The sequence below is a fragment of the Streptomyces sp. MS191 genome, from assembly GCF_008042125.1.
Classification (GTDB): Bacteria; Actinomycetota; Actinomycetes; order Streptomycetales; family Streptomycetaceae; genus Streptomyces.
In genome coordinates this window covers 763,408-783,549 of record NZ_RDBI01000040.1, presented here as the reverse complement: position 1 = coordinate 783,549, position 20,142 = coordinate 763,408, and the positions used below count along the sequence as shown (strand labels likewise).

General features: G+C 71.8%; 20 protein-coding genes and 1 pseudogene. 13 read left to right on the top strand and 8 right to left on the bottom strand.

Annotated features, from left to right (window positions below; all coding sequences use genetic code 11):
* The first annotated feature begins 145 nt into the window (after positions 1-145).
* The 5 genes from gap (at position 146) to EAO71_RS10525 (ending at position 4,041) form a co-directional block, all read left to right on the top strand.
* On the top strand, positions 146-1,156 hold the full coding sequence (gap, locus tag EAO71_RS10545) for a type I glyceraldehyde-3-phosphate dehydrogenase (protein WP_147977485.1): 1,011 nt from the start codon (positions 146-148) through the stop codon (positions 1,154-1,156).
* Between the two features lie 110 nt (positions 1,157-1,266).
* Positions 1,267-2,478, top strand: a complete 1,212-nt coding sequence (locus EAO71_RS38205; RefSeq protein ID WP_147977484.1) for a phosphoglycerate kinase — start codon at positions 1,267-1,269, stop codon at positions 2,476-2,478.
* 6 nt (positions 2,479-2,484) lie between these two features.
* Positions 2,485-3,261, top strand: a complete 777-nt coding sequence (tpiA, locus tag EAO71_RS38200; protein ID WP_147977483.1) for a triose-phosphate isomerase — start codon at positions 2,485-2,487, stop codon at positions 3,259-3,261.
* Between the two features lie 120 nt (positions 3,262-3,381).
* Entirely contained in the window at positions 3,382-3,612 is a 231-nt protein-coding gene (secG, locus tag EAO71_RS10530; RefSeq protein WP_187282733.1) for a preprotein translocase subunit SecG, read from the top strand.
* A 93-nt stretch (positions 3,613-3,705) separates the two neighbouring features.
* Entirely contained in the window at positions 3,706-4,041 is a 336-nt protein-coding gene (locus EAO71_RS10525; protein ID WP_003957010.1) for an RNA polymerase-binding protein RbpA, read from the top strand.
* 79 nt (positions 4,042-4,120) lie between these two features.
* On the opposite strand, the gene EAO71_RS10520 is transcribed toward EAO71_RS10525, so the two are convergent.
* From EAO71_RS10520 to EAO71_RS39980, 3 genes and pseudogenes are all read right to left on the bottom strand, one after another.
* Positions 4,121-4,972: a MurR/RpiR family transcriptional regulator gene (locus EAO71_RS10520; RefSeq protein ID WP_147977481.1), complete on the bottom strand. Its 852-nt coding sequence runs from the start codon at positions 4,970-4,972 to the stop codon at positions 4,121-4,123.
* A 7-nt stretch (positions 4,973-4,979) separates the two neighbouring features.
* Positions 4,980-5,462, bottom strand: coding sequence for an SIS domain-containing protein (locus EAO71_RS10515; RefSeq protein WP_147979213.1), 483 nt, complete (start codon positions 5,460-5,462; stop codon positions 4,980-4,982).
* 4 nt (positions 5,463-5,466) lie between these two features.
* Positions 5,467-5,595, bottom strand: a pseudogene (locus tag EAO71_RS39980) (SIS domain-containing protein); the annotation flags it as partial.
* Positions 5,596-5,751: 156 nt separating this feature from the next.
* Here EAO71_RS39980 and EAO71_RS39975 point away from each other — a divergent pair.
* From EAO71_RS39975 to EAO71_RS10485, 5 genes are all read left to right on the top strand, one after another.
* Positions 5,752-6,009 carry a hypothetical protein gene (locus EAO71_RS39975; protein WP_147977480.1) on the top strand — a complete coding sequence of 86 codons (258 nt, stop codon included), beginning with the start codon at positions 5,752-5,754 and terminating at the stop codon, positions 6,007-6,009.
* Between the two features lie 220 nt (positions 6,010-6,229).
* Positions 6,230-6,994, top strand: a complete 765-nt coding sequence (locus EAO71_RS10500) for a sugar isomerase domain-containing protein (RefSeq protein WP_147977479.1) — start codon at positions 6,230-6,232, stop codon at positions 6,992-6,994.
* A 170-nt stretch (positions 6,995-7,164) separates the two neighbouring features.
* Complete coding sequence (gene pgi / locus EAO71_RS10495) at positions 7,165-8,826, top strand: glucose-6-phosphate isomerase (RefSeq protein WP_410093959.1); 1,662 nt, start codon at positions 7,165-7,167, stop codon at positions 8,824-8,826.
* A gap of 4 nt (positions 8,827-8,830) precedes the next feature.
* Complete coding sequence (locus EAO71_RS10490; RefSeq protein ID WP_147977478.1) at positions 8,831-9,346, top strand: PH domain-containing protein; 516 nt, start codon at positions 8,831-8,833, stop codon at positions 9,344-9,346.
* Positions 9,343-10,935 (top strand): PH domain-containing protein, encoded by a 1,593-nt coding sequence (locus tag EAO71_RS10485; protein WP_147977477.1) that lies wholly within the window; start codon positions 9,343-9,345, stop codon positions 10,933-10,935. The genes EAO71_RS10490 and EAO71_RS10485 overlap by 4 nt, the downstream gene beginning before the upstream one ends.
* A 7-nt stretch (positions 10,936-10,942) precedes the next feature.
* Here the strand turns inward: EAO71_RS10485 and pgl are convergent, their stop codons facing one another.
* Genes pgl through tkt form a run of 5 tightly spaced genes read right to left on the bottom strand, consistent with a single transcriptional unit; the run spans position 10,943 to position 17,550 of the window.
* Complete coding sequence (pgl, locus tag EAO71_RS10480) at positions 10,943-11,749, bottom strand: 6-phosphogluconolactonase (protein WP_147977476.1); 807 nt, start codon at positions 11,747-11,749, stop codon at positions 10,943-10,945.
* A complete protein-coding gene (opcA, locus tag EAO71_RS10475; RefSeq protein WP_147977475.1) occupies positions 11,746-12,774 on the bottom strand; it encodes a glucose-6-phosphate dehydrogenase assembly protein OpcA in 1,029 nt (342 codons plus the stop codon). The genes pgl and opcA overlap by 4 nt, the downstream gene beginning before the upstream one ends.
* Positions 12,771-14,303, bottom strand: a complete 1,533-nt coding sequence (gene zwf, locus EAO71_RS10470; protein ID WP_147977474.1) for a glucose-6-phosphate dehydrogenase — start codon at positions 14,301-14,303, stop codon at positions 12,771-12,773. The genes opcA and zwf overlap by 4 nt, the downstream gene beginning before the upstream one ends.
* A 4-nt stretch (positions 14,304-14,307) precedes the next feature.
* A complete protein-coding gene (tal, locus tag EAO71_RS10465; RefSeq protein ID WP_147977473.1) occupies positions 14,308-15,426 on the bottom strand; it encodes a transaldolase in 1,119 nt (372 codons plus the stop codon).
* Positions 15,427-15,462: 36 nt separating this feature from the next.
* Positions 15,463-17,550: a transketolase gene (gene tkt / locus EAO71_RS10460; RefSeq protein ID WP_147977472.1), complete on the bottom strand. Its 2,088-nt coding sequence runs from the start codon at positions 17,548-17,550 to the stop codon at positions 15,463-15,465.
* Between the two features lie 316 nt (positions 17,551-17,866).
* Between tkt and EAO71_RS10455 the strand changes: the two genes are divergently transcribed.
* The 3 genes from EAO71_RS10455 to EAO71_RS37600 all read left to right on the top strand — a co-directional run.
* Positions 17,867-18,814: a heme o synthase gene (locus tag EAO71_RS10455; protein WP_147977471.1), complete on the top strand. Its 948-nt coding sequence runs from the start codon at positions 17,867-17,869 to the stop codon at positions 18,812-18,814.
* Positions 18,815-18,932: 118 nt separating this feature from the next.
* Positions 18,933-19,253, top strand: a complete 321-nt coding sequence (locus tag EAO71_RS10450; protein WP_147977470.1) for a hypothetical protein — start codon at positions 18,933-18,935, stop codon at positions 19,251-19,253.
* Positions 19,254-19,335: 82 nt separating this feature from the next.
* The coding region (locus EAO71_RS37600) for an amidohydrolase (RefSeq protein WP_187282629.1) at positions 19,336-20,142 on the top strand (807 nt) is incomplete at its 3' end.

The following is a 20,142-nucleotide window of genomic DNA, read 5'->3' as shown; positions in this document are numbered from 1 at the left end:
GGGCCGCCGCCGTTCCCTTATGAGCGGCGGTGCGCTCAATGTCACCCCCCGCCTTTCGGGGGGGTAGGGTCGTAAGCGGTCGGGGACATCCCAAATAAAACTCGCCGGCGTCGAAAACCGGCGTACCAACGAGGAGATCGGTTTCGTGACGATCCGCGTAGGCATCAACGGCTTTGGCCGCATCGGTCGTAACTACTTCCGCGCGCTGCTGGAGCAGGGTGCTGACATCGAGATCGTGGCTGTCAACGATCTGGGTGACACCGCGACCACCGCGCATCTGCTGAAGTACGACACCATCCTGGGCCGCCTCAAGGCAGAGGTCACCCACACCGCCGACACCATCACGGTCGACGGCCACACCATCAAGGTGCTCTCGGAGCGCAACCCGGCCGACATCCCCTGGGGTGAGCTGGGCGTCGACATCGTCATCGAGTCGACCGGCATCTTCACCAAGAAGGCCGACGCCGAGAAGCACATCGCCGGCGGCGCGAAGAAGGTCCTCATCTCGGCTCCGGCCAAGGACGAGGACATCACGATCGTCATGGGTGTCAACCAGGACAAGTACGACCCGGCGCAGCACCACGTCATCTCCAACGCCTCCTGCACCACCAACTGCGTGGCGCCGATGGCCAAGGTCCTGGACGAGAACTTCGGCATCGTCAAGGGCCTGATGACGACGGTCCACGCGTACACCAACGACCAGCGCATCCTGGACTTCCCGCACTCCGACCTGCGCCGCGCCCGCGCCGCCGCGGAGAACATCATCCCGACCACGACCGGTGCCGCGAAGGCCACCGCCCTGGTCCTCCCGCAGCTCAAGGGCAAGCTGGACGGCATCGCCATGCGCGTTCCCGTGCCCACCGGCTCCGCCACCGACCTGGTCGTGACCCTCCAGCGCGAGGTCACCAAGGACGAGGTCAACGCCGCCTTCAAGAAGGCCGCCGACGACGGCGACCTCAAGGGCATCCTGTACTACACCGAGGACCAGATCGTGTCCTCGGACATCGTCAGCGACCCGGCCTCCTGCACCTTCGACTCCTCCCTGACCATGGTCCAGGAGGGCAACACGGTGAAGATCCTCGGCTGGTACGACAACGAGTGGGGCTACTCCAACCGCCTCGTCGACCTCACCGTCTTCGTCGGCGGCCAGCTCTGATCCCCAGGGCAGCCACCCCTTGATGTGAGCGCAGGGCTCGGACAGCGTAACGTCGCGCTGTGCGAGCCCTGTGTCGTGTGCTCCACCGCGTTCCAAGGAGTCAGTACAAGATGAAGACGATCGACGAGCTTCTCGCCGAAGGCGTCGCCGGCAAGCGGGTATTCGTCCGCGCCGACCTCAACGTGCCGCTCGACGGCACCACCATCACCGACGACGGCCGCATCCGCGCCGTCCTCCCCACGATCGAGGCGCTCGCCGGTGCCGGCGCCCGCGTCGTGGTGGCCTCGCACCTCGGCCGACCCAAGGGCGCCCCGGACCCGGCGTTCTCGCTCGCCCCGGCCGCCGCCCGTCTGGGTGAACTCCTCGGTGCCGACGTCGCGTTCGCGACCGACACGGTCGGCGAGTCCGCCACCGCCACCGTCGGGGGCCTCGCCGACGGCGGGGTCGCCGTGCTGGAGAACCTCCGGTTCAACGCCGGCGAGACCTCCAAGGACGACGCCGAGCGCGGCGCCTTCGCCGACCGGCTGGCCGCCCTCGCCGACGTCTACGTCGGTGACGGCTTCGGCGCCGTGCACCGCAAGCACGCCTCGGTCTTCGACCTCCCGGCCCGCCTGCCGCACGCCGCGGGCTACCTCATCGCCACCGAGGTCGGCGTCCTGAAGAAGCTCACCTCCGAGGTCAAGCGGCCGTACGTGGTCGTCCTCGGCGGCGCCAAGGTCTCCGACAAGCTCGCCGTCATCGACGAGCTGCTCGGCAAGGCGGACCGCCTGCTGATCGGCGGCGGCATGGCGTACACCTTCCTCTACGCCAAGGGCTACGAGGTGGGCATCTCGCTGCTCCAGAAGGACCAGGTCGAGGTCGTCACGGAGTACATGAAGCGCGCCGAGGACAACGGCGTCGAGCTCGTGCTCCCGGTCGACGTGCTGGTCTCCACGGAGTTCCCCGACCTGAAGACCAAGGCCCCGGCCGACTTCGAGGTCGTCGACGCCGACAAGATCCCGTCCACGAAGGAGGGCCTCGACATCGGCCCGCGGACGCGCGAGCTCTACGCGTCCAAGATCGCCGACGCCGAGACCGTCTTCTGGAACGGTCCGCTCGGTGTCTTCGAGCACCCCGACTACGCCGGCGGCACCGCCGCCGTCGCCCAGGCCCTCGTCGACAGCAGCGCCTACACCGTCGTCGGCGGTGGCGACAGCGCCGCCGCGGTCCGCATCCTGGGCTTCGACGAGAACGCATTCGGCCACATTTCGACCGGCGGCGGCGCCTCCCTCGAATACCTCGAGGGCAAGACGCTCCCCGGCCTCGCCGCACTGGAGGACTGAGAAAAAGTGAGTTCGCGTACCCCGCTGATGGCGGGCAACTGGAAGATGAACCTCAACCACCTCGAGGCCATCGCACACGTCCAGAAGCTCGCCTTCGCCCTCACCGAGAAGGACTACGACGCCGTCGAGGTCGCGGTCCTGCCGCCCTTCACCGACCTGCGGTCCGTCCAGACCCTGGTCGACGGCGACAAGCTCAAGATCAAGTACGGCGCCCAGGACATCTCGGCGCAGGACTCCGGCGCCTACACCGGTGAGATCTCGGGCCTGATGCTGTCCAAGCTGAAGTGCGCCTACGTCGCCGTGGGCCACTCCGAGCGCCGGCAGTACCACGCCGAGTCCGACGAGGTCTGCAACGCCAAGGTCAAGGCCGCCTTCAACCACGGCCTGACCCCGATCCTGTGCGTGGGCGAGGGACTGGACGTCCGCAAGGCGGGCGAGCAGGTCCCCCACACGCTGCGCCAGATCGACGGCGGCCTGAAGGACGTGCCGGCCGAGCAGGCCGAGTCCATCGTGATCGCCTACGAGCCGGTGTGGGCCATCGGCACCGGGGAGGTGGCCACCCCCGAGGACGCGCAGGAGGTCTGCGGCGCGATCCGCGGCCGTCTCGCGGAGCTGTACTCCCAGGAGCTGGCCGACAAGGTCCGCATCCAGTACGGCGGCTCGGTCAAGGCGGGCAACGTGGCCGCGATCATGGCGCAGCCGGACGTCGACGGCGCCCTGGTCGGCGGCGCCGCGCTGGACGCCGACGAGTTCGTCAAGATCGTCCGCTTCCGCGACCAGTGAGTATGCCGTAGCGGCGATCCGTCGTACCCTTGCGGGGGCCGAGCAGGCGTGCAGCGCCTGTCGGCCCCCGTAGTTCGTCTCCGTCCGGGAATTGCCAGGAAGTAGGGTCCAGCCGTGGTTATGGGGTTCTCGATCGCCCTGATCGTCTTCAGCGCGCTGCTGATGCTGCTCGTGCTGATGCACAAGGGGAAGGGCGGCGGCCTCTCCGACATGTTCGGCGGCGGCATGCAGTCGTCCGTCGGTGGTTCCTCGGTCGCCGAGCGCAACCTGGACCGGATCACCGTGGTGGTCGGTCTGCTGTGGTTCGCGTGCATTGTCGTACTCGCCCTGCTGATGAAGGCGAATGCCTGAGGGGCGGACTTTGTAACTCCAATCACTGGACGCGCGTTGGGCCTTACGTAGACTGGGGCATCTTCGAGCACCATCACGCAGGGAGTTACGACCGTGGCAAGTGGCAACGCGATCCGGGGAAGCCGGGTCGGAGCGGGGCCGATGGGGGAGGCCGAGCGGGGCGAGTCGGCACCGCGCCTCCGCATCTCCTTCTGGTGCTCGAACGGGCACGAGACGCAGCCGAGCTTCGCCAGTGACGCGCAGGTCCCGGACACGTGGGACTGTCCGCGCTGCGGCTTCCCGGCAGGTCAGGACCGGGACAACCCGCCGGACCCGCCGCGCACCGAGCCGTACAAGACGCACCTCGCGTACGTGCGTGAGCGGCGCAGCGACGCCGACGGCGAGGCGATCCTCGCCGAGGCGCTCGCCAAACTGCGCGGCGAGATCTGAGCGTGGTGTGACGATGTGACGAACGGGCCTTGCCCGCGAACTCGATTCGCGGGCAAGGCCCGTTCGTCTGTTTTCAGCCTCATCGGCGGTGCTTTCCGGCGATATGCGCGGTCAGTGCCAGCGCGGCCGTCGCCCGCGGATAGGTCAGCTGCGCCACGCGCGCGTAGAGGCAGTCCAGGATCAGCAGCACCGAGTGCCGCGTCCCGAAGCCGCCGTGCCGGAATCCCGTCTCGGCCGAGGTCGAGGTGAGGTGGACGTCCGCGGCCCGGGCGACCGGGGAGCGGGGGTCGCCGGTCACCGCGATCGTGGCGGCGCCCCGCTCGGCCGCCAGTCGCAGCGGCCCGAGGACCTCGCGGGTGGCCCCCGAGTGGGAGAGCGCCACGACCGCGTCCGCGGAGGTCAGGAGTGCCGCGGAGGTCTCCGCGGCGTGGACCTCCGTCCAGCTCCGGGCGTCGAGGCCGATGCCGAAGAGCCGGGCCTCGGTCTCCAGGGCCACCACGCCGGAGGCGCCGACGCCGTAGACGTCCGTCCGGCGGGCCTCGGCGACGGCCCGGGCGGCCCGCTCCAGGGCGTCGGGATCCAGCGACTCCGCGGTCCGGCGGAGCGCCTGCAGGTCGGCCCGCACGACGGCGGCGACCACCTGGTCGAGCGGATCGTCCGGACCGATGTCCGGGCCGAGGGGCCGCTCCTCCCCGCTCCGGTCGTGCTCGCCCTGCTCCTGGGCCAGGGCGAGCAGCAGCCCCTGGTAGGAGTCCAGGCCGAGAGTCTGGCAGAAGCGGGTCACGGTGGCCTGCGAGGTGCCCGTGCGCCGGCCCAGCTCGGCCGCGGAGACGCCGCCCACGCGGCGCGGGTCGTCGAGCACCCAGGCGCCGACCTTCCGCAGCGACTCCGACATCCGGGGCAGCTCGGAGCGGATCAGGGCGGTGATCATGGCGGCCTCACTCCGGTCCGGCGCTGTGCGGGGTCTTGTCGCGGCGTGAATCTATCAACCACCATGCGGGCTGATGAACGAATCCGGGATTCAGGCGGAGGCGGGGCTCGTCGTCGGCATCGACGCGGGCGGGACGCGGATCAGGGCCCGGCTCGCCGACGCGGCGACCGGGGCGGTGCTCTCGGAGGGCGCGGCGGGCCCCGGCAACGCGCTCAGCGTCGCCCCGGACGMSSKCGTCCGGAACCTGGCCCTGGCCCTGGCCGSCGCCGCGCAGGACGAGGTCGGCGAGGGCGATCCGGCTGGTGGGGACGAGCCCTCCGGCGCGGCCCGCGATCTCCAGGGCGGCGGCCTGGGAGTGGCCGGTGCCGAAGGCGTGGATCACCCCGTCGGCGGCGACGCAGTCGGCGAAGAGGCGTGCGGTGGCGAGGACGGAGTCCTTGTTGGCGGCGACGGCCCGCTCGACGGCGGTGCGCGCGTGGTCGGCGAACAGGTCGGACCGCGTGGGTGTGCTCCAGGGAGGTGAGGGCGACCAGCGGGTGGCCGGCTCCGGTCACCTTCAGGGCGAGGTCGACGATCGAGTTGTTGACGCCCGAGTTGGAGATGATCACGAACAGGTCCTGCGGGCGCTGGGGGCCGTGCTGCGGTCGCTCGACGGCCGGGGGCCGGGTACGGCGCTGGCCGGGCCGGTGGGGGAGGTGTGCGGCGGTGCGAGCCGGGAGGCCCTCGTCGGGTACGCGTACGCGGGCCACCCCGTCCGGCTCGCGGCGCTGAGCCCGCTCGTGGTCGAGGCGGCGGACGGCGGGGACGAGGTGGCCCGGGCGCTCCTCGACCGCGCCGCGGACGAACTGGCCGCCACCGTCGCGGCGTTGGCGCCCCGTCCGGCCGAGCCCCTGGTGGTCACGGGTGGACTGATCGGTCCGGGCGGTCCGCTGCTGGGCCGGCTGGCCGAGCGCGTCGCGGTCCGGGGGCTCGTCCCCTCCCCGGTGCCCGACGGGGTGGCCGGTGCGGTGTCCCTGGCGCGGCTGCTGCTGCGCTGAGCGCCGGGAGCGGTGGGGCGGGGAGCCGGGTCCGCGGGCGACCCGCGGACCGCCGCCTTCCCCCGGCGGCGGACCGGGCGTCCGGCGGCCCGCTCCCGGCGAGGGCGGGGCGCGCGCGGTCCTCCCTCGTGGCCCCCTTGACGCGCCGCGCCGCGCGCTGGTTCATTGATTCAGCTCGCTCGCCAATATTGGGTTCACTGAACCATCGGAGGCTCGTGCCATGACCCAACCCTCCCTCGGCGCCGACCTGTTCGCCGACCACGCGCGCACCGCCGTCGAGCGGGCCGTCGCCGCCAACAAGGACTCCGTCCTCGCCACCGCACGCCTCTTCGCCGACTGCGTCGCCGCCGACGGGGTGATCCACGCCTTCGGCACCGGCCACTCCCAGGCCGCCGCCCTGGAGATCGCGGGCCGCGCCGGAGGGCTCGTCCCCACCAGCCGGATCGCCCTCGCCGACCTCGTCCTGCGCGGCGGCGAGGACCCGTCCGTCCTGGCCGACCCCCTCCTGGAGCGCTCCCCGGGCCTGGCCGACCGGCTCTACGCCCTGGCCACCCCGCGCCCGCAGGACCTGTTCGTGATCATCTCCAACTCGGGCGTCAACAACTCGATCGTCGACCTCGCCCTGAAGGTGACCGGAGCCGGCCACCCGCTGGTCGCCCTCACCTCCCTGGAGCACACCCACGCGGTCCCGGCCCTCCACCCGAGCGGCCGGCGACTCGCCGACCTGGCCGACGCCGTCCTCGACAACTGCGCCCCCACCGGCGACGCCCTGCTGCCGCTCCCCGGCGGCGGCGCGCTCTGCGGCATCTCCACCCTCACCTCCTCCCTCCTGGTGCAGGCGGTCGTCGCCGAGGCGGTCGCCCTGCTCCTCGCCGAGGGCCACGAACCGCCGGTCTACGTCTCCGCCAACCTGCCGGGCGGCCACGAGCGCAACGCCGTCCTGGAGGCCCGCTACGCGGGACGGCTGCACCGCGGCGGCCACTGATCCCGGCGACGGCTTCACGGCGCCGGTGTCCCGGCGGCCGCACGGGGGGACTTCGGCCGGACGTGCTCGGTACGACGGCGTGGGCACGCCGTCGCCGTCGCCTCGTCGGCCGTCCCGATCAACTAGGTTGGACGGGCAGCGGGGCAGCAGAGCAAGAGAAGAAGTGGGCGATGTCCGAGATGAAGACCGAAGGCCGTACCAGGCTCAACCAGACGCCGGAGTGGGCCGCCCTCGGCAAGCACCGTGAGCAGCTGGGCGACACCCATCTGCGCGACCTGTTCGCGGCCGACCCCGAGCGCGGGGGCGCGTACACCCTGCGGGTCGGCGACCTGTATCTGGACTACTCGAAGAACCTGGTGACCGACGAGACGCTCGCGCTGCTGCGCGAGTTGGCCGTCGCGACGGGGGTCGCCGAGCTCCGCGACGCCATGTTCCGCGGCGAGAAGATCAACACCACCGAGGACCGCGCCGTCCTGCACACCGCGCTGCGCGCCCCGCGCGGAGCGGTGATCGAGGTCGACGGCGAGAACGTCGTCCCCGACGTGCACGCCGTGCTGGACAAGATGGCCGCGTTCGCCGACAAGGTGCGGGCGGGCGAGTGGACCGGCCACACCGGCCGTCCGATCAGGAACGTCGTCAACATCGGCATCGGCGGCTCCGACCTCGGTCCCGCCATGGCCTACGAGGTCCTGCGCTCCTTCACACAGCGGGACCTGACCTTCCGTTTCGTCTCCAACGTCGACGGCGCCGACCTCCACGAGGCCGTCCGCGACCTCGACCCGGCCGAGACCCTCTTCATCGTCGCCTCGAAGACCTTCACCACCATCGAGACGATCACCAACGCGACCTCCGCCAGGAACTGGCTGCTCACCGGTCTGCAGGCCGGCCAGGAGGCCGTCGCACGCCACTTCGTGGCCCTGTCGACCAACGCCGAGAAGGTCGAGGACTTCGGCATCGACACGGCCAACATGTTCGAGTTCTGGGACTGGGTCGGCGGACGCTACTCGTACGACTCGGCCATCGGCCTGTCCCTGATGATCGCCATCGGCCCGGACCGCTTCCGCGAGATGCTCGACGGCTTCCACCTCGTCGACGAGCACTTCCGCACCGCCCCCGCCGAGGAGAACGTGCCGCTGCTGCTCGGCCTGCTCGGGGTCTGGTACGGCGCCTTCTTCGACGCCCAGTCGCACGCCGTCCTGCCCTACTCGCACTACCTGTCGAAGTTCACCGCGTACCTCCAGCAGCTCGACATGGAGTCCAACGGCAAGTCCGTGGACCGCGACGGCCGGCCGGTCGACTGGCAGACGGGTCCGGTGGTCTGGGGCACCCCCGGCACCAACGGGCAGCACGCGTACTACCAGTTGATCCACCAGGGCACCAAGCTCATCCCGGCCGACTTCATCGGCTTCGCGGAGCCGGTCGCCGACCTGCTGCCGGGCCTCGTCGCCCAGCACGACCTGCTGATGGCCAACTTCTTCGCCCAGACCCAGGCACTGGCCTTCGGCAAGACGCCCGAGGAGGTCAGGGCCGAGGGCGTGCCCGAGGAGCTGGTGCCGCACAAGACCTTCCGCGGCAACCACCCCACGACCACCGTCCTGGCGAAGGCGCTCACCCCCTTCGTCCTCGGCCAGCTCGTCGCGCTGTACGAGCACAAGGTGTTCGTCCAGGGCGCGGTCTGGAACATCGACTCCTTCGACCAGTGGGGCGTCGAGCTCGGCAAGGTCCTCGCCAAGCGGATCGAGCCGGTGCTGACCGAGGGCGAGGGCGTCGAGCAGCTCGACGGCTCCACCGCCGCGCTCGTCGCCGCCTACCGGTCGCTGCGCGGCCGGTAGTCCGATGACGACGGGGGAGGACGCGGTACCCGGCGCGATACGGCTGCGGCCGCCACGCAACACCCTGAACCGGCGGGCCGTCGCCTGGTGGCGCACCCGGTGCCTCCTGGCGACCGCCGCGCCCGTGGCGGTCCTGGTGGCCCTGGCCGCCTCGATCGGGCCCGCCAGGTCCTGGCTCCTGCTCGGGGCCGGGATCCTGGCGGTGCTCGGCCTGGCGGGCACCGCGTTCTTCCCCCGCTGGTGGTTCGCGGTCCATCGCTGGGAGGTCACCGACGACGCCGTCTACGTCCGTACGGGGGCCTTCCGGCAGGAATGGCGGATCGCCCCCATGTCCCGGATCCAGACCGTCGACACCGTGCGCGGGCCGCTGGAGCAGGTCTTCCGGCTCGCCACGGTGACGGTGACCACCGCCTCCGCCAAGGGCGCGCTGCGGATCGGGGGTCTCGACCACGAACTCGCCGCCGAACTCGGTGAACGCCTCACCCGCATCACCCGGGACACCCCCGGGGACGCCACGTGACCGCGCTCGACGAGGGCGTCGGCCAGGACACCGCACCGGACGGCGCCGAGTGGCGGCGGCTGGACCGCCGTACGGTCCTGGTGACCGCCGCCGTCGTCACCGGCGTCACCGCCGGCGGCGCGCTGCCCGCCGTACTCGGCCTGGCCGCCTCCATGCCGCTGTGGCAGGCGGTCGGCTGGGTCCTGGCCGGCGGCGCGCTGCTCGTCGCCGGCGGCTCGGCCGCCGACTACGTCCGCTGGCGCCGCACCCGGTACCGCGTCGGCGCCGAGCGCGCCGAGCTCCACTCCGGACTCCTGCTGGTCAAGCGCCGCTCGCTGGCCCGTGAACGCATCCGCAGCGTCGACCTCACCGCCCACCCGCTGCTGCGTGTCCTCGGCCTGGTCCAGGTCCGCATCGGCACCGGGGAGAGCACCACGGGCGGCGACTCCACCCTCGAACTGGACCCGGTCACCCGGGCCGAGGGCGAACGGCTCCGCCGCGAACTCCTCGCCCACACCGTCCGCTCCGCCGCCGCCGACCACCGCCACGACGGCACGCTGGCGACCCTCGACCCGCGCTGGATCCGCTACGCGCCGGTCTCCTTCGTCGTCCCGCTCCTCGGCGCCGCCGCGGCCGGCGGCCTGATGCAGGTCAGCGAGTGGTTCGGCGTCCAGGCCGAGGTCGTCGAGTGGGCAGGGCGGCGCTTCCGGGACACCCCGATCGCCTGGACGCTCGGCGTGCTCGTCCTGCTCGCCACCCTCGCCGGTACGGTCGGCGCGCTCGGCCTGTGGATCGAGATGTGGTGGAACCACCGGCTGGAGCGCGAGCCGGGAGGCACCCTGCGGGTGCGCCGCGGACTGTTCACCACCCGCTCGATCTCCATCGAGGAGCGGCGCCTGCGGGGCGTCGAACTGGTCGAGCCGCTGGGCGTGCGGATGCTCCGCGCCGCACGCGTCGACGCCGTCGCCACCGGCCTCGCCCACGACGACGAGGACCGGCACGCCGAGCACAGGACCCTGCTGCCGCCCGTGCCCCGGGCGGTCGCCGACCGGGTCGCGGCGCAGGTGCTGAAGGAGCCCGAGGCCCCCACCGGCCGACCGCTCACCGCGCACCCGCGGGCCGCCCGCACGCGGCGGCTGCGCCGGGCCCTGTGGGGCGCGCTCGTCCCGGCCGCGGTCCTGGGGCTGCCCGGCGTGCTCGGCGGGCCGCTCACCGACGTGCTGCCGTACGCCGCCGCGGGCTGGCTGCTCGTGGCGCTCCCCGGAGGTGTGCTGCTCGCGCTCGACGCGTACCGCGGTCTCGGACACGGCATCAGCGGGGCCTACCTGGTGACCCGTTCGGGAACCCTGCGCCGCGGCACCGTCGCCCTCCAGCGGGACGGTGTCATCGGCTGGACGGTGCGGCAGACGTACTTCCAGCGACGCGCGGGCCTCCTCACCCTGACCGCCACGACCGCCGCGGGCGACGGGGCCTACGCCGTGATCGACGCCGACGAGAGCGAGGGGCTCGCCTTCGCCGCCGAGGCGGTCCCGGGCGTCCTCGCCCCGTTCCTGGAGCCCGTGCCGACGACGAAGGCCCGGCCCACCGACGGGTGGACCGGGCCTTCCTGAATCTCCGTCAGGCCGAGGCCGGCGGGTACAGGTCGCGCGGAAGCCCGGAGGCCGCCGCGGCGTCGAGCAGCCAGAGGGTGCGCGAGCGCCCGTAGGCGCCCGCCGCCGGGGCCTGGACCTCGCCCGCCCCCGACAGCGCCATGGCCGCCGCCTTCGCCTTGTCCTCGCCCGCCGCGAGCAGCCAGACCTCCCGCGCGGCGCGGATCGCCGGCAGGGTCAGCGAGACACGGACCGGCGGGGGCTTCGGGGCGCCCCGCACACCCACGACCGTCCGCTCGGTCTCGCGCACCGCCGGAAGCTCCGGGAACAGCGAGGCCACATGGGTGTCCGGACCGACGCCCAGCATCAGCACGTCGAAGGCCGGGACGGCGACGGGCGCGCCGCCCTCCACGGGCCGGTAGTGCTCCGGACCCGCCGCCGCGGCCAGTTCGGCCGCGTACGCCTCGGCGGCGGCGTCGACGTCGCCGCCGGACGGACCGTCCGAGGCGGGCATCGCGTGCACCCGGGCCGGATCCAGCGGTACGGCGTCCAGCAGGGCCTCGCGGGCCTGCGTGACGTTCCGGTCGGGATGCCCGTCCGGCAGGAACCGCTCGTCGCCCCACCAGAGGTCGAGCCGCGACCAGTCGACCGCGTCCCGGGCGGGCGCCGTGCCGAGGGCCGCGAGCAGCCCGTTGCCGTTGCGCCCGCCCGTCAGGACCACGGACGCCGAGCCGCGCGCGGCCTGGGCGTCCACGATCCGGGTGATCAGCCGGGCCGCCGCGGCCTGGGCCATCAGCTCCTTGTCCCGGTGGACCACCAGCTGCGGAGCGCTCACTTGGCCGCCGCCTTCTTGGCCGGCGCCTTCTTCGCCGCGGGGGCCGGAGCCGGATCCGCGGCGGCCTCGGGGTCCTGGGCGGGAGCCGTCTTGCCGGCCACCTCGTCCAGCCGGTCGACCCCGTAGCGCAGCGCCGAGGCGTAGGTGTCGTCCGGATCGAGGCGCCGCAGCTCCTCAGCGATCAGCTCGGCCGTCTCGCGGCGCTTGAGCGCCACGGCACGGTCCGGCTGCCCCTGGATGGAGAGCGTCGCCAGCGAGCCGTCGGGCCGGTCGAGCACGATCGGGCCGCGGCTGGTCGCCAGCCGTACGGAGGTGAGACCGGGACCCGCCGACGCGGACCGGCGCACCGGGACCTTCAGCCGGTCCGCCAGCCACATGGCCAGCAGCTCCACGCTCGGGTTGTACTCCTCGCCCTCCACCTCGGCCGAGGTGACCTCGCAGGCGACCTGGTCGAGCGCGGCGGCCAGCATCGAACGCCACGGGGTGATCCGGGTCCACGCGAGGTCCGTGTCGCCCGGGGTGTAGGTCTCCGCGCGCCCGGTCAGCTCGTGGATCGGCTGCTCGGCGGCGTAGGTGTCGGTGACCCGGCGCTGGGCGKGCGCGCCCAGCGGGTCGTTCGCCGGGTCGGCCGGCGCGTTGACCGCCCACCAGACGACGACGGGCGCGTCCGGCAGCAGCAGCGGCAGGACCACCGACTGGGCGTGGTCGACGACCTCGCCGTACAGCCGCAGGACAACCGTTTCGCCGGTGCTGGCGTCGGCGCCGAGGCGGACCTCGGCGTCGAGCCGTGCCTTGGCCCGGTCGCGCGGCGAGCGCGAGACCCGCTTGATGACCACCAGCGTCCGCGAGGGGTGCTCGCGGGACGCGTCGTTGGCGGCCTTCAACGCGTCGTAGGCGTTCTCCTCGTCGGTGACGATGACGAGGGTGAGCACCATGCCGACAGCCGGCGTGCCGATGGCCCGCCGCCCGAGCACCAGCGCCTTGTTGATCTTGCTGGACGTGGTGTCCGTCAGGTCGGTCTTCATGGCCGCCGCCAGCTCCGTCCGTCTCGTGCGAGCATTTCGTCCGCCTCGACCGGACCCCAGGTCCCGGACTGGTACTGCGCGGGCTTGCCGTGCTTGTCCCAGTACTGCTCGATCGGGTCGAGGATCTTCCAGGACAGCTCGACCTCCTCGAGCCGCGGGAACAGGTTCGAGTCGCCGAGCAGGACGTCGAGGATGAGCCGCTCGTACGCCTCGGGGCTGGACTCCGTGAAGGACTCGCCGTAGGCGAAGTCCATCGACACGTCCCGGACCTCCATCGAGGTGCCCGGCACCTTGGAGCCGAACCGCATGGTCACGCCCTCGTCCGGCTGGACCCGGATGACCAGGGCGTTCTGGCCCAGCTCCTCCGTCGCGGTCTGGTCGAAGGGGGAGTGCGGGGCGCGCTGGAAGACGACCGCGATCTCGGTGACGCGGCGGCCGAGGCGCTTGCCGGTCCGGAGATAGAAGGGGACGCCCGCCCAGCGGCGGTTGTCGATCTCCAGCTTGATGGCCGCGAAGGTGTCGGTCTTCGACTTGGGGTCGATGCCGTCTTCCTGGAGGTAGCCGACGGCCTGCGCGCCGCCCTGCCACCCGGCCGCGTACTGGCCGCGCACGGTGCTGGCGCCCAGGTCCTTCGGCAGCCGCACCGCGCCGAGCACCTTGGTCTTCTCGGCCGCGAGCGCGTCCGGGTCGAAGGCCGCGGGCTCCTCCATCGCGGTCAGCGCGAGGAGCTGGAGCAGGTGGTTCTGGATGACGTCACGGGCGGCGCCGATGCCGTCGTAGTAGCCGGCACGGCCGCCGATGCCGATGTCCTCGGCCATGGTGATCTGGACGTGGTCGACGTAGGACCGGTTCCAGATCGGCTCGAAGAGGGTGTTGGCGAAGCGGAGCGCCAGGATGTTCTGGACGGTCTCCTTGCCGAGGTAGTGGTCGATCCGGAAGACCTCGTTCGGCGGGAAGACCTCGTGGACGACCTCGTTGAGCTCCTTGGCGGAGGCCAGGTCGTGCCCGAAGGGCTTCTCGATGACCGCGCGGCGCCAGGAGCCGTCCTTCTGGTCGGCCAGGCCGTGCTTCTTCAGCTGCTGGACGACCTTGGGGAAGAACTTCGGCGGCACGGACAGGTAGAAGGCGAAGTTGCCTCCGGTGCCCTGCGCCTTGTCCAGCTCCTCGATGGTGTTCTTCAGCTGGTCGAAGGCGTCGTCGTCGTCGAAGTCGCCCTGGACGAAGCGCATCCCCTGGATCAGCTGCTGCCACACCTCCTCGCGGAACGGTGTGCGCGCGTGCTGCTCGACGGCGTCGTGGACCTCCTGCGCGAAGTCCTCGTCCTGCCATTCGCGGCGGGCGAAGCCGATCAGCGAGAAGCCCGGCGGCAGCAGGCCGCGGTTGGCGAGGTCGTAGACGGCAGGCATCAGCTTCTTACGGGACAAATCGCCCGTGACACCGAAGATCACCAGACCCGACGGCCCCGCGATACGCGGGAGCCGTCGGTCTGCGGCGTCACGGAGCGGGTTGGCTCCGTGGACTGCGCTCAAGGTGTTACGCCTCCGAAGGTGCGAGGCGCTGGAGCTCCGCCTCGGTGGACTTGAGCAGGTCGTTCCAGGACGCCTCGAACTTCTCGACGCCCTCGTCTTCCAGCAGCTGTACCACGTCGTCGTACGAGATGCCGAGCTTCTCGACGGCGTCCAGCTCGGCGCGGGACTGCTCGTACGTGCCGCGCACGGTGTCGCCGGCGACCTCGCCGTGGTCGGCGGTGGCCTCCATCGTGGCCTCCGGCATGGTGTTCACCGTGCCGGGCGCCACCAGGTCCACCACGTACAGGGTGTCCTTGTACGCGGGGTCCTTGACGCCGGTCGAGGCCCACAGCGGACGCTGCTTGTTGCCCTGGGCCTTGTCCAGCGCGGCCCAGCGCTCGGAGGAGAAGACCTCCTCGTACGCCTCGTAGGCCAGACGGGCGTTGGCGAGCGCCGCCTTGCCCTTGAGGGAGGCCGCCTCGTCCGTGCCGATGGCGTCCAGACGCTTGTCGATCTCCGAGTCCACCCGGGAGACGAAGAACGACGCCACGGAGTGGATCTTGGAGAGGTCCAGGCCGCGCTCGCGGGCCTTCTCCAGACCGGCCAGGTAGGCGTCCATGACCGCGCGGTAGCGCTCCAGCGAGAAGATCAGCGTCACGTTCACGCTGATGCCGAGGCCGATGACCTCGGTGATCGCCGGCAGACCCGCCTTGGTGGCCGGGATCTTGATGAGCGTGTTCGGGCGGTCCACGAGCCAGGCCAGCTGCTTGGCCTCGGCGATCGTGGCCGTGGTGTGGTGCGCCAGACGGGGGTCGACCTCGATGGACACCCGGCCGTCCTGACCGTCGGTGGCGTCGAAGACCGGCCGCAGGATGTCGGCGGCGTCCCTCACGTCAGCCGTCGTGATCATGCGGATCGCCTCGTCCACGGTCACCTTGCGGGACGCCAGGTCGGCGAGCTGCTGCTCGTACCCGTCGCCCGAGGAGATGGCCTTCTGGAAGATGGACGGGTTCGTGGTGACACCGACCACGTGCTGCTGGTCGATGAGCTCGGCCAGGTTGCCGGACGTGATCCGCTTGCGCGAGAGGTCGTCCAGCCAGATCGCGACGCCTTCGTCGGAGAGGCGCTTGAGTGCGTCTGTCATGAGAGTTGCATCTCCATTAAGTCGTACGTATGGGCGTCAGCGCGCCGCGGCGGCCAGAGATTCCCGGGCCGCGGCGGCGATCGCCTCGGGCGTGAAGCCGAACTCGCGGAACAGGACCTTGGCGTCCGCGGAAGCGCCGAAGTGCTCCAGCGACACGATCCGGCCGGCGTCCCCGACGTACTTGTGCCAGGTCAGACCGATACCGGCCTCGACCGCCACACGGGCCTTGACCGACGACGGCAGGACGGACTCCTTGTAGTCCTGGTCCTGCTCCTCGAACCACTCCACGCACGGCATCGAGACCACCCGGGTCGGGACGCCGGCGGCCTGGAGCTGCTCGCGGGCCTCGACGGCCAGGTGCACCTCGGAGCCGGTGCCGATCAGCACGACCTGCGGCTCGCCGCCCTCGGCGTCGAGCAGGACGTAGCCGCCCTTGGCCGCGTCCTCGTTGGGCTCGTACGTCGGCACGCCCTGACGGGTCAGCGCGAGGCCGTGCGGGGCGCCCTTGCCGAACACGCGGGTGTGCCGCTTCATGATCTCGCGCCAGGCGATCGCGGTCTCGTTGGCGTCCGCCGGGCGCACGACGTTCAGACCCGGGATCGCGCGCAGCGAGGCGAGGTGCTCGACCGGCTGGTGCGTCGGGCCGTCCTCGCCCAGACCGATGGAGTCGTGGGTCCAGACGTAGGTGACCGGCAGGTGCATCAGCGCGGACAGTCGCACCGCGTTGCGCATGTAGTCGGAGAACACCAGGAAGGTGCCGCCGTAGATGCGGGTGTTGCCGTGGAGCGCGATGCCGTTCATCTCGGCGGCCATCGAGTGCTCGCGGATGCCGAAGTGGATGGTCCGGCCGTACGGGTCGGCCTCCGGCAGCGGGTTGCCCACGGGGAGGAACGAGGACGACTTGTCGATCGTGGTGTTGTTCGAGCCGGCCAGGTCGGCGGAGCCGCCCCAGAGCTCGGGGATGACCGCGCCCAGCGCCTGCAGGACCTTGCCGGACGCGGCGCGGGTGGCGACACCCTGGCCCGCCTGGAAGACCGGGACCTTGGACTCCCAGCCGCCGGGCAGCTCGTTGGCCTGGATCCGGTCGAACTCGGCGGCGCGGCCCGGGTTGGCGGTGCGCCACTCGGCCAGGGACTTCTCCCACTCGCCGCGGGCCTCGCGGCCGCGGTCGCCGAGCGCGCGGGTGTGGGCGATGACCTCGTCGGCGACCTCGAAGGCCTGCTCCGGGTCGAAGCCGAGGATCCGCTTGGTGGCCGCGATCTCCTCGTCGCCCAGCGCCGAGCCGTGCGCGGCCTCGGTGTTCTGCGCGTTCGGGGCGGGCCAGGCGATGATCGAGCGCATCGCGATGAAGGACGGACGCTCCGTCTCGGCCTCGGCCGCCCGGATCGCCGCGTACAGCGCGGCCGGGTCCAGGTCGCCGTTGGCCTGCGGCTCGACCCGCTGGACGTGCCAGCCGTAGGCCTCGTACCGCTTCATCGTGTCCTCGGACACGGCCGTCTCGGTGTCGCCCTCGATCGAGATGTGGTTGTCGTCCCACAGCAGGATCAGGTTGCCCAGCTTCTGGTGGCCGGCCAGCGAGGACGCCTCGGCGGAGATGCCCTCCTGCAGGCAGCCGTCACCGGCGATCGCGTACACGCGGTGGTCGAACGGGGAGGTGCCGGGGGCCGCCTCCGGGTCGAACAGGCCGCGCTCGAAGCGGGCGGCCATCGCCATGCCCACGGCGTTGGCGACACCCTGGCCCAGCGGGCCGGTCGTCGTCTCCACGCCCGCGGTGTGGCCGTACTCCGGGTGGCCCGGGGTCTTCGAACCCCAGGTGCGGAAGGCCTTGAGGTCGTCCAGCTCGAGACCGAAGCCACCCAGGAACAGCTGGGTGTACAGGGTCAGGGACGAGTGGCCGGCGGACAGCACGAAGCGGTCGCGCCCGACCCATTCCGGCTCGGCCGGATCGTGGCGCATCACCTTCTGGAAGAGGGTGTACGCGGCGGGCGCGAGGCTCATGGCCGTACCGGGATGGCCGTTGCCGACCTTCTGTACGGCGTCCGCGGCCAGGATGCGGGCGGTGTCTACGGCCCGCTGGTCCAACTCGGTCCACTCGAGGTCTGTGGTGGTCGGCTTAGTGCTCACCCTGGGTCAGGGCTCCTCTCCACATGGTCTACAGGCCGGTGACTGAGGGTGTACCGGCGGTGTCGAGCCTACCCCCGAAGGAACGCCCTCTTTTCGGCTGCAGGCCCCTCAAATGAGCGGACAGGGCCAGACTGCCGCCGACTGTGCCCGTTCGCCTCCCGAAGGCTTGTCCACGCCTCGGGACAAGCCCCCTCAACACGACCCCACCCCCGCGAAGATCGGCGTCTGGGCAACGTCTAGAGTGGCGTGGTACGCGCAAGTCTTCACCCCGTCCTCACGGGGAGCTTGCTGGGAAATTTCTCTGTCAGGGGTGTGCGTGACGGCCGTCGAGTCCCGACCCGCAGGGGTCGTCTTGACTCCCAGCCCGGGGGGCCATCGGCCGTTCGGGGCTCGCGTCAAGGCATTCGTGGCGCTGACCAAGCCGCGGATCATCGAGCTGCTGCTCATCACCACCGTCCCGGTGATGTTCCTCGCCGAGCAGGGCGTGCCGGACCTGTGGCTGGTGCTCGCCACCTGCTTCGGCGGCTACCTGTCCGCGGGCGGCGCCAACGCGCTGAACATGTACATCGACCGCGACATCGACGCGCTGATGGACCGCACCTCCCAGCGTCCCCTGGTCACCGGTGTCCTCACCCCGCGCGAGGGCCTGGTCTTCGGCCTCACCCTCGCTGTGGTCTCGACCCTGTGGTTCGGCCTGCTGGTCAACTGGCTCTCCGCCGCGCTCTCGCTCGGTGCGCTCCTCTTCTACGTCGTCGTCTACACGATGATCCTCAAGCGGCGCACCACCCAGAACATCGTCTGGGGCGGCATCGCCGGCTGCCTGCCCGTGCTCATCGGCTGGTCCGCGGTCACGAACTCGATGTCCTGGGCCGCCGTCATCCTCTTCCTCGTCATCTTCTTCTGGACGCCGCCGCACTACTGGCCGCTGTCGATGAAGGTGAAGGACGACTACGCGCGCGCCGGTGTCCCCATGCTCCCGGTCCTGGCGTCCAACAAGGTCGTCGCCCGGCAGATCGTGGCGTACAGCTGGGTGATGGTCGCCGTCTCGCTGCTGCTGACCCCGCTCGGCTACACCGGCTGGTTCTACACCGCCGTGGCGCTGCTGACCGGCGGCTGGTGGCTCTGGGAGGCCCACGGCCTGCTGAACCGCGCCAAGGCCGGCGCGACCGGCGCCAAGCTCAAGGAGATGCGCCTCTTCCACTGGTCCATCACCTATGTCTCGCTGCTCTTCGTGGCGGTCGCGGTGGACCCCTTCCTGAGGTAGCGGACGCGGTCGCGCCGCGACCCCTCCTCCAGGACCCGGGACAACGGCCGGGGCGCGTGGGACACCCCACACGCCCCGGCCGTCGCCAGTGGATCTACCGCTCGGTAGCATCATTTCCATGGCAGACACCAAGCAGGCAGAGCGCAAGGCGGCCAAGCTCGCCCAGCAGATCCAGGCGTTCTCCAAGAAGCACGGCGGCGCCGAGGGGCAGCTCGCCTACATCGGCCAGATGGGCACCCGGATCGTCCTCGTGGGCGAGGACGGCGGCTGGGGCGACCTGGTGGCCCCCTCGTACCCCGTCGCCCAGCAGGCGGCCGAGAAGGCCGGTCTCACGCTGCACGACGAGTTCGACGGCGAGTTCGCCGCCAAGGTCGTCACCGGCCCGTACGAGTGGACCCGGATGGCCGGGATCCAGATCGGCGGCCCCGCCAACCGGTAAGGCCGGTCGTCCCAGGCAACAACCTCGCGCGGGGCTCACCCGTTAGGACGTGTGGAAGCACGTCCACACAGGGAGCCCCCGAATGATCGAGACGCCGAGCCTGGTGGACCAGCACTGCCACGGCGTGCTCCGGACGGAGCTCGGCCTCGGGACCTTCGAGGCCCACCTCGCCCCGGCGGCCGGGCCGCCCGGGCCCGGCACCACGTTCTTCGACACCCAGACCGGCTTCGCGGTGCGCCGCTGGTGCCCGCCGCTGCTCGGCCTGGAGCCGCACTGCCCGCCGGCGCGCTACCTCGCCCGCCGCCGGGAGCTGGGCGTCCTGGAGACCGGGCGGCGCCTGCTGCGCGCCTCGGGCATCTCCACCTACCTGGTGGACACCGGACTGCCCGGCGACCTGACCGGTCCCGCGGAGATCGCCGCCACGGGCGCGGCCGAGGCCCACGAGATCGTCCGGCTGGAGCCCCTCGCCGAGCAGGTCGCCGACACCTCGGGAACCGTCGAGGGCCTGCTGGCCAACCTCGCCGAGGCCGTCCACGGCGCCGCCGCGACGGCCGTCGCCTTCGGCTCCGACGCGGCGGTGCGCCGCGGCCTCGCGTACGCGACCGAGCCGCCCGGGCCCGGAGAGGTCCGCGGAGCCGCCGGACGCTGGCTGGCGTGCCGCCCGGCGGGAGGCCGGCTCGACGACCCCGTCCTGCTGCGCCATCTGCTGTGGATCGCCGTGGCCACCGGAAAGCCCCTCCAGCTCCACGCCGGGACGGGGGACCCGGCCGCCCTCGCCGGCTTCGCCGCCCGCACCGCCGGGCTCGGTACCGACCTCGTGCTGCTGCACGGCTACCCCGACCACCGCCACACGGCACGGCTCACCGGCGCCTTCCCGCACGTCCACGCC

Coding starts and splice junctions, on each gene's coding strand:
- EAO71_RS38205 (WP_147977484.1), top strand. CDS start 1,267: ATGAAGACGATCGACGAGCTTCTCGCCGAAGGCGTCGCCGGCAAGCGG.
- secG (WP_187282733.1), top strand. CDS start 3,382: ATGGGGTTCTCGATCGCCCTGATCGTCTTCAGCGCGCTGCTGATGCTG.
- EAO71_RS10520 (WP_147977481.1), bottom strand. CDS start 4,972: ATGATCACCGCCCTGATCCGCTCCGAGCTGCCCCGGATGTCGGAGTCG.
- EAO71_RS10500 (WP_147977479.1), top strand. CDS start 6,230: ATGACCCAACCCTCCCTCGGCGCCGACCTGTTCGCCGACCACGCGCGC.
- pgi (WP_410093959.1), top strand. CDS start 7,165: ATGTCCGAGATGAAGACCGAAGGCCGTACCAGGCTCAACCAGACGCCG.
- EAO71_RS10490 (WP_147977478.1), top strand. CDS start 8,831: ATGACGACGGGGGAGGACGCGGTACCCGGCGCGATACGGCTGCGGCCG.
- tal (WP_147977473.1), bottom strand. CDS start 15,426: ATGACAGACGCACTCAAGCGCCTCTCCGACGAAGGCGTCGCGATCTGG.
- EAO71_RS10450 (WP_147977470.1), top strand. CDS start 18,933: ATGGCAGACACCAAGCAGGCAGAGCGCAAGGCGGCCAAGCTCGCCCAG.